This is a genomic window from Stenotrophomonas sp. P5_A8 (genome assembly GCF_056400545.1).
On sequence record NZ_JBFULB010000016.1, the window covers coordinates 21,050 to 27,262 of the forward strand.

A 6,213-nucleotide genomic window follows, 5' to 3' on the forward strand; every position below is an offset into this window, starting at 1 on the left:
ATTGCTGCCGAGCATGGCTCGGCACTACCGATGCGCAGCCTTCGGCCAGCGCCACTGAATGCTCCGGCGCCCCGCGTCGACCTCACACTTCCCGTAGCGCCAGCGCGGGCGGCGTATGCAGGATCCGCCGTGTGCCCCACCAGCCGGCCAGCATGCTCAATGCCACCCCGATCGCGCCGCCGGCCAGCAATGACCCCCACGGCGGACTCAAGGTCAGCTCGAACACCTGCCGGGCCACCACGCTGCCCAGCAATGCCGCCGTGCCGACCGCCAGCAACGCCGACAGCAGCCCAAGCGCACCAAACTCGACCAGCACCGCCCCGCGGAGCTGGCTGCGCGTGGCCCCCAGCGTGCGCAGCACCGCACTGTCGTAGCGACGCTCCCCTGCGGTGGCCTGCAGGGCCGCCAGCAGCACCAGCAACCCGGCCAGCAGGCTGAAGCCCATCACCAGCTGCACCGCCTGGGTGACCCGGTCCACCACCTCGCGCACCCGCTGCAGGATGCCATCGATATCCAGCAGCGAAATGTTCGGCTGCGCGCGGGTCAGCGCCGCCAACTGCGGTGCCTGCGCATGCGGCAGATGGAAGGCGGTGATCAGGTTGTAGGGCGCATCGCCCACCGCGCCTTCGTTGAGCAGCAGGAAGAAGTTGACCCGGAACGAATCCCAGTCGGCCTTGCGGATGCTGGTCACCGTGAAGCTGCGTTGCTGGTCGCCCATCTGCAGCGTCACCGTATCGCCGAGTTTCATCCCGTAACGCTCGGCCCAGCCCTGTTCGATGGAGGCTTCCGCCGCGGTGCTGCCCGGCGCCCACCAGCGCCCGCCCACCAGCGTGTTGGCCGGCGGGAAGTCATGCCGCCAGGAGAAGTTGACCGGACGGTTGGCATCGTCGTCATCGTTGCTGTTGTCCTCGCGCTGCTGCCGCTGCGGCGGCCGGTCATTGACCGCCAACAGGCGCCCGGTACTGAACGGCTCGATGCCCGGCGCCACCACGCCCAGCCCGTGCAGCGTGCTCAGCACCGTCTCGCGCTGCTCCGGCTGGATGTTCATCAGGAAGTAGTTGGGCGTGTCCACCGGCAAACGGTCGCGCCACTGCGCCAGCAGGCCCGGCCCGATCACCGACAGCAGCAACAGCGCGCACAGCGACAGCGACAGCCCCACCAGCTGCGTCACCGCCAGCCCACGGCGGCGGGTCAGCGCGGCCAGACCCAGCTTCCAGCGCCCGCGCAGGCGCGGCTGCAGCCCACGCAGCAGCCACAGCAGCAACGCCCCAAGTACGCCGGCCAGGGCCGCCAATGCGGCCAGCCCGCCCAGCACCCAGGCCGCCAGCTTCACATCGCCGGTGGCCTGCACGGTCAGCGCCACGGTCGCCGCCAGGGCGGCCGCATAGACCAGCAGCGAACTCGGTGGCATCGCCGCGAAGCTGCGGTTGAGCACGCGCATCGGCGGCACCCGACGCAGCCGCAGCAGCGGCGGCAGGCCGAAGCCGAGCAGCAGCACCAGTCCGATCCCGGCACCACTCAAGGCCGGGGTCGCCTGTGGCAGCGGCAGGCGATTGGGGATCAGACCGCCCAGCGCCTGCACCAACCCGGCCTGCGCGGCCATGCCCAGCCCGATGCCGACCAGGCACGCCGGCACCGCCAGCATCACCAGTTGCAGCGCCATCGCGCTGAGAATGTCGCGCTGGCGTGCGCCCAGGCAGCGCAGGATCGCCACCTGGTCGATCCGGCGCAGCGCGAAGCGATTCGCCGCCAGCGCAGTGGCCACGCCGGCCAGCAGCACCGCCAGCAGTGCGGCCAGCGACAGGAAGCGGCCAGCCAGGTCGAACGCACCGCGCACGCCGCGCTGGGTGTCGGCGATGCCCACGATGCGGTAACCCTTGGCCTGCGGCGCCAACCACGCGCGGAAGTCGGCAATCGCCTCCGGCGCCCCGGCGAACATCATCCGGTAGGACGCGCGACTGCCCGGTCCGAGCAGGCCGGCGGCATCCACGTCGGCGCGGTTGACCAGCAGCGGCGGCGACAGCTGCATCAGTTCGCCGGAGGTGTCCGGTTCGGCCTGCAGCACGCGGGTGATGGTCAGCCGGCCGGCACCGAACTCCAGCGCATCGCCCACGCCCAGCCCCAGCGCCTGCATCAGGCGCGGATCGGCATAGGCCTGGCCCGGCGGCGGGGTGCCGGCGATCTCGCTGGCGCCGCCGTGCAGGGTGCGGCTGACCTGCAGCTTCCCACGCAAGGGATACCCATCGCCGACCGCCTTGATGTTGGCCATCTGGCTGGCCTCGCCATGGAACAGCACGCTGGGGAAGCTGACCATGCGCGTGCTGGCCAAGCCACGTTCGCGCGCCGCGTCGGCGAAGGCGGTGGGAATGTCCTCGCGTGCGTTGAGGCCGAGGTCGCCGCCGAGCATTTCCGCCGCACTGCCGGTCAAGGCCAGCGTGACCCGGTTGACCAGCGTGCCGACCGCGGTCATCACCGCCACGCCGAGCACCAGCGCGGCGAACACGGTCAGCAGGTCGCCGGCCAGGAACTCGCGGCGCAGTGCGCGCGCGGCATGTTTGACGACATTCATGCGGACACGCCGGACGGGCTGTCGACCAGTCGGCCGCCATCCAGGCGATAGACGCGTTCGCAGCGCTGCGCCAGGCGCAGGTCATGGGTCACCAGGATCAGGGTGGTATCGCTGGTGGCGTTGAGCGCGAACAGCAGGTCGCTGATCTGCTGGCCGGTGGCCTGGTCCAGGCTGCCGGTGGGCTCATCGGCGAACAGGATGCGCGGCCGCGCCACGAACGCGCGCGCCAACGCCACGCGCTGCTGCTCGCCGCCGGACAGCTGGCGCGGGTAGTGGCGCGCACGGTGGGTGAGCCCGACCTGCTCGAGCACCTCGCGCACGCGCGCCGGATCCTCGCGCCCGGCCAGTTCCAGCGGCAGCGCGATGTTCTCCTCGGCGGTCAGCGCCGGCAGCAGGTGGAAACTCTGGAATACGAAGCCGACCTCACGCGCACGCAGCTGCGCGCGGGCTTCTTCATCCAGCGCATTGAGATCCGCGCCGGCCAGGGTGATCCGGCCGCGGCTGGGCAGGTCCAGTCCAGCCAGCAGGCCGAGCAGGGTGGTCTTGCCCGAACCGGACGCGCCGACGATGGCGATGCTCTCGCCTTCATGGACGGTCATGCCAATGTTGTCCAGTATGTGGACTTCACCCTCCGGGCCACGCGCCGATTTGCCCACATCCAGGGCGGCGATGGCGACGGGAGCGCTGCGGGGGGACAGGCTGTCGATGAGGATTCTCCAATGAGCACAACGATGTGGAAGGGCCGCGCGGCCCCGATGGTCTGGCTGATGGCATGGTTGCTGCTGCTACCGGCGCTGGCCTGTGCCAAAGGTGCCGATACCCGCCATGCGGTACTGGTGGTCGGCGACAGCCTCAGTGCTGCCCACAATATCCCGGCCGAATCGGGCTGGGTGAACCTGCTTCAGCAGCGGGTCAAACAACAGGTCAAGCCGGCCCCGAACATCATCAACGCCAGCATCAGCGGCGAGACCAGTTCCGGCGCGCTGACCCGGCTGCCGGGCCTGCTGGCCAAACACCGGCCATCGGTGGTGGTGATCGAGCTGGGCGGCAACGACGCCCTGCGCGGGCTTACCCCGGTGCAGCTGCGCGGCAACCTGGAAAAGATGATCGTGGCCAGCCAGAAGGCCGGTGCCAAGGTGCTGCTGCTGGGCATCGACGTTCCCCCCAACTACGGCCCGGCCTACCGCCAGCGGCTCAAGGACGTCTATGCTGGGCTGGCCGGCCAGTACAAGGTGCCGCTGCTGCCGTTCCTGCTGGACGGTGTGGCCCTGCAGCCAGGGCTGATGCAGTCCGACGGCCTGCATCCCACTGCCGCCGGCCAGCCGCGGGTGCTGGACAATGTGTGGCCGCACCTCAAACCCCTGCTCTGACAACAATTTTGATTCCGGTGTGAGCAGCTTCACACCGCCTCCACTGCCGATGCGGCATGTTTCACAAAGCTGAAGAAAGAGGGAATCCCATGCGTCAGACAAAGGAGACCTCCGGCCTGGTGCTGGTGGTCGAGGACAACCGCAATATTTCCGAGATGATCGGCGAGTACCTGGAAGGCCGTGGGTTTGAGGTCGACTATGCCTAGGACGGGCTGGACGGCTACCGACTGGCGGCGGAAAACAGTTATGACGTCGTGGTGCTGGACCTGATGCTGCCGCGACTGGACGGCATCGAAGTCTGCCGCCGGCTGCGCAACGACGCCCGCAAGTCGACCCCGGTACTGATGCTGACCGCCCGCGACACGCTGGACGACAAGCTCACCGGTCTGGGCTTCGGCGCCGACGATTACCTGACCAAGCCGTTCGCGATCCAGGAGCTGGAAGCACGCCTGCGTGCCCTGATCCGCCGCGAGCGTCGCCAGGTGGGTTCGGAAGTGCTCAAGGTGGCCGACCTGGTGCTGGACCCGGTGAGCATGCGTGCGACCCGTGCCGGTACCGAACTGCAGCTGTCGCCGATCGGTCTGCGTCTGCTGACCATCCTGATGCGCGAATCGCCCCGCGTGGTGACGCGCCAGGAAATCGAGCGCGAGATCTGGGGCAACGGCCTGCCGGACTCGGATACCCTGCGCAGCCATCTGTACAACCTGCGCAAGATCATCGACAAGCCGTTCGACCGTCCGCTGCTGCACACCGTGCAGAGCGCCGGTTACCGCATCGCCGACATCGCCCAGCCGATGAGCTGACGCGTACGGCGGTCGCCGGCGCGTGAGCGGACGGGCCCTGCGGGGCCCCGAGGGTGACAACGACCTGGCGGTTGCCGGGTCGTTGTCGTTTTTTGCACGATGGAATCACGGCGCGCTTTCCTATAATCGCGGCGAACCGCTCTGGATCCTGTAATGCCGCACGGTCTGCCGCGCAAGATACGTATCGTCTTCATCCTACAAGCCGTGCTGGCCAGCCTGGGTATCCTGCTGGGCGCATGGCTGGTGTCGTTGGTGATCAAGCACAGCCTGGTCAGCAGCGCGCTGCAGGAAGAGGCCGCTTACTACTGGCAGCTGTACGACGCTTCGCCGACGCAGCCGCCGCCGAACACCCAGAACATCCGCGGTTACCTGCTGGAGACCGGGCGGTCGCCGTTGAGCCTGCCGGCCAACCTGCGCGCGCTGCGCCCGGGTTTCCACGAACTGAAAAGCGACGACCAGCTGGTGCTGGTGGATGCGCGTCCGGAAGGGCGGTTGTATCTGGTGTTCCTGCGCTCGCGCGCGGAGATGCTGGCGTTCTGGTTCGGGATCGTGCCGGTGCTGCTGACGTTGCTGGCGGTGTACGGGGCCTCGTGGATCACCTACCGGGCATCCAAACGGCTGGTGTCGCCGGTGAACTGGCTGGCGCGGCGGGTGTCGCGCTGGAATCCGGGGCATCCGGAAGCGGCGGACCTGGCGCCGGACAAGCTGCCGGCGGATATGCAGGGCGAGACGCGGCAGTTGGCCGCGGCGCTGCACTCCCTGGCCACGCGAGTGACCGCGCACGTGGCGCGTGAGCGCAACTTCACCCGCGATGCGAGCCACGAACTGCGCACGCCGCTGACGGTGATCCGGGTGGCCAGCGACATGGCGCTGGGCGATCACGAGTTGTCGCCGCGGTTGCAGCGCAGCTTGAACCGCATCCAGCGCGCGGGCCGGGACATGGAGGCGGTGATCGACGCGTTCCTGATCCTGGCGCGCGAGGCGGATGTGGAGCCGCAGATCGAGCTGTTCGACGTCAACGAGATCGTGCGCTACGAGGTGGACAACGCGCGCGAGCTGATGGCGGGGCGGCCGGTGGAGATCTTCCTGCACAGTGCCGGTCCGGTGCACTTGCATGCGCCGCCGCGGGTGCTGCAGGTGGTGGTGAGCAATCTGTTGCGCAATGCGTGCAGTTACACCGACGAGGGGCGCATCGATGTGGATGTGCTGGAGGATCGGGTCGTGGTGCGCGACACGGGGATCGGGATGTCGGCCGAGGCGTTGGGCCGCGCGTTCGAGCCGTTCTACCGCGCGGAGCCGACGCGGCCGCAGGGCACCGGCTTGGGGCTGTCGATCGTGCGTCGGTTGTGCGATCGATTTGGCTGGAAGGTGAGTCTGAGCAGTAAGTTGGGGGCGGGGACGCAGGCGGCGGTTGTTTATCGGTGAGTTTTTTAGCAACGGCCGGGTGATTTCTCTCTCCAGTGTTTGGGTC

General features: G+C 68.6%; 4 protein-coding genes and 1 pseudogene. 3 read left to right on the forward strand and 2 right to left on the reverse strand.

Annotation, left to right across the window (positions count from 1 at the left end; translation table 11 throughout):
- Positions 1-82: 82 nt before the first annotated feature.
- Together AC1DQP_RS02460 and AC1DQP_RS02465 are read right to left on the reverse strand one after the other, a co-directional pair.
- Complete coding sequence (locus tag AC1DQP_RS02460; RefSeq protein ID WP_478051039.1) at positions 83-2,569, reverse strand: ABC transporter permease; 2,487 nt, start codon at positions 2,567-2,569, stop codon at positions 83-85.
- Positions 2,566-3,168: an ABC transporter ATP-binding protein gene (locus AC1DQP_RS02465; protein WP_256774940.1), complete on the reverse strand. Its 603-nt coding sequence runs from the start codon at positions 3,166-3,168 to the stop codon at positions 2,566-2,568. Before AC1DQP_RS02465 ends, AC1DQP_RS02460 begins: the two co-directional genes overlap by 4 nt.
- 120 nt (positions 3,169-3,288) lie before the next feature.
- On the opposite strand from AC1DQP_RS02465, the gene AC1DQP_RS02470 reads away from it, so the two are divergent.
- From AC1DQP_RS02470 to AC1DQP_RS02480, 3 genes and pseudogenes are all read left to right on the forward strand, one after another.
- On the forward strand, positions 3,289-3,939 hold the full coding sequence (locus AC1DQP_RS02470) for an arylesterase (RefSeq protein ID WP_457318121.1): 651 nt from the start codon (positions 3,289-3,291) through the stop codon (positions 3,937-3,939).
- An 89-nt stretch (positions 3,940-4,028) separates the two neighbouring features.
- A pseudogene (locus AC1DQP_RS02475) lies at positions 4,029-4,742 on the forward strand (response regulator transcription factor).
- 153 nt (positions 4,743-4,895) lie between these two features.
- On the forward strand, positions 4,896-6,167 hold the full coding sequence (locus AC1DQP_RS02480; protein WP_478051040.1) for a sensor histidine kinase: 1,272 nt from the start codon (positions 4,896-4,898) through the stop codon (positions 6,165-6,167).
- Positions 6,168-6,213 lie beyond the last annotated feature (46 nt).

Coding starts and splice junctions, on each gene's coding strand:
- AC1DQP_RS02460 (WP_478051039.1), bottom strand. CDS start 2,569: ATGAATGTCGTCAAACATGCCGCGCGCGCACTGCGCCGCGAGTTCCTG.
- AC1DQP_RS02465 (WP_256774940.1), bottom strand. CDS start 3,168: ATGACCGTCCATGAAGGCGAGAGCATCGCCATCGTCGGCGCGTCCGGT.
- AC1DQP_RS02470 (WP_457318121.1), top strand. CDS start 3,289: ATGAGCACAACGATGTGGAAGGGCCGCGCGGCCCCGATGGTCTGGCTG.
- AC1DQP_RS02480 (WP_478051040.1), top strand. CDS start 4,896: ATGCCGCACGGTCTGCCGCGCAAGATACGTATCGTCTTCATCCTACAA.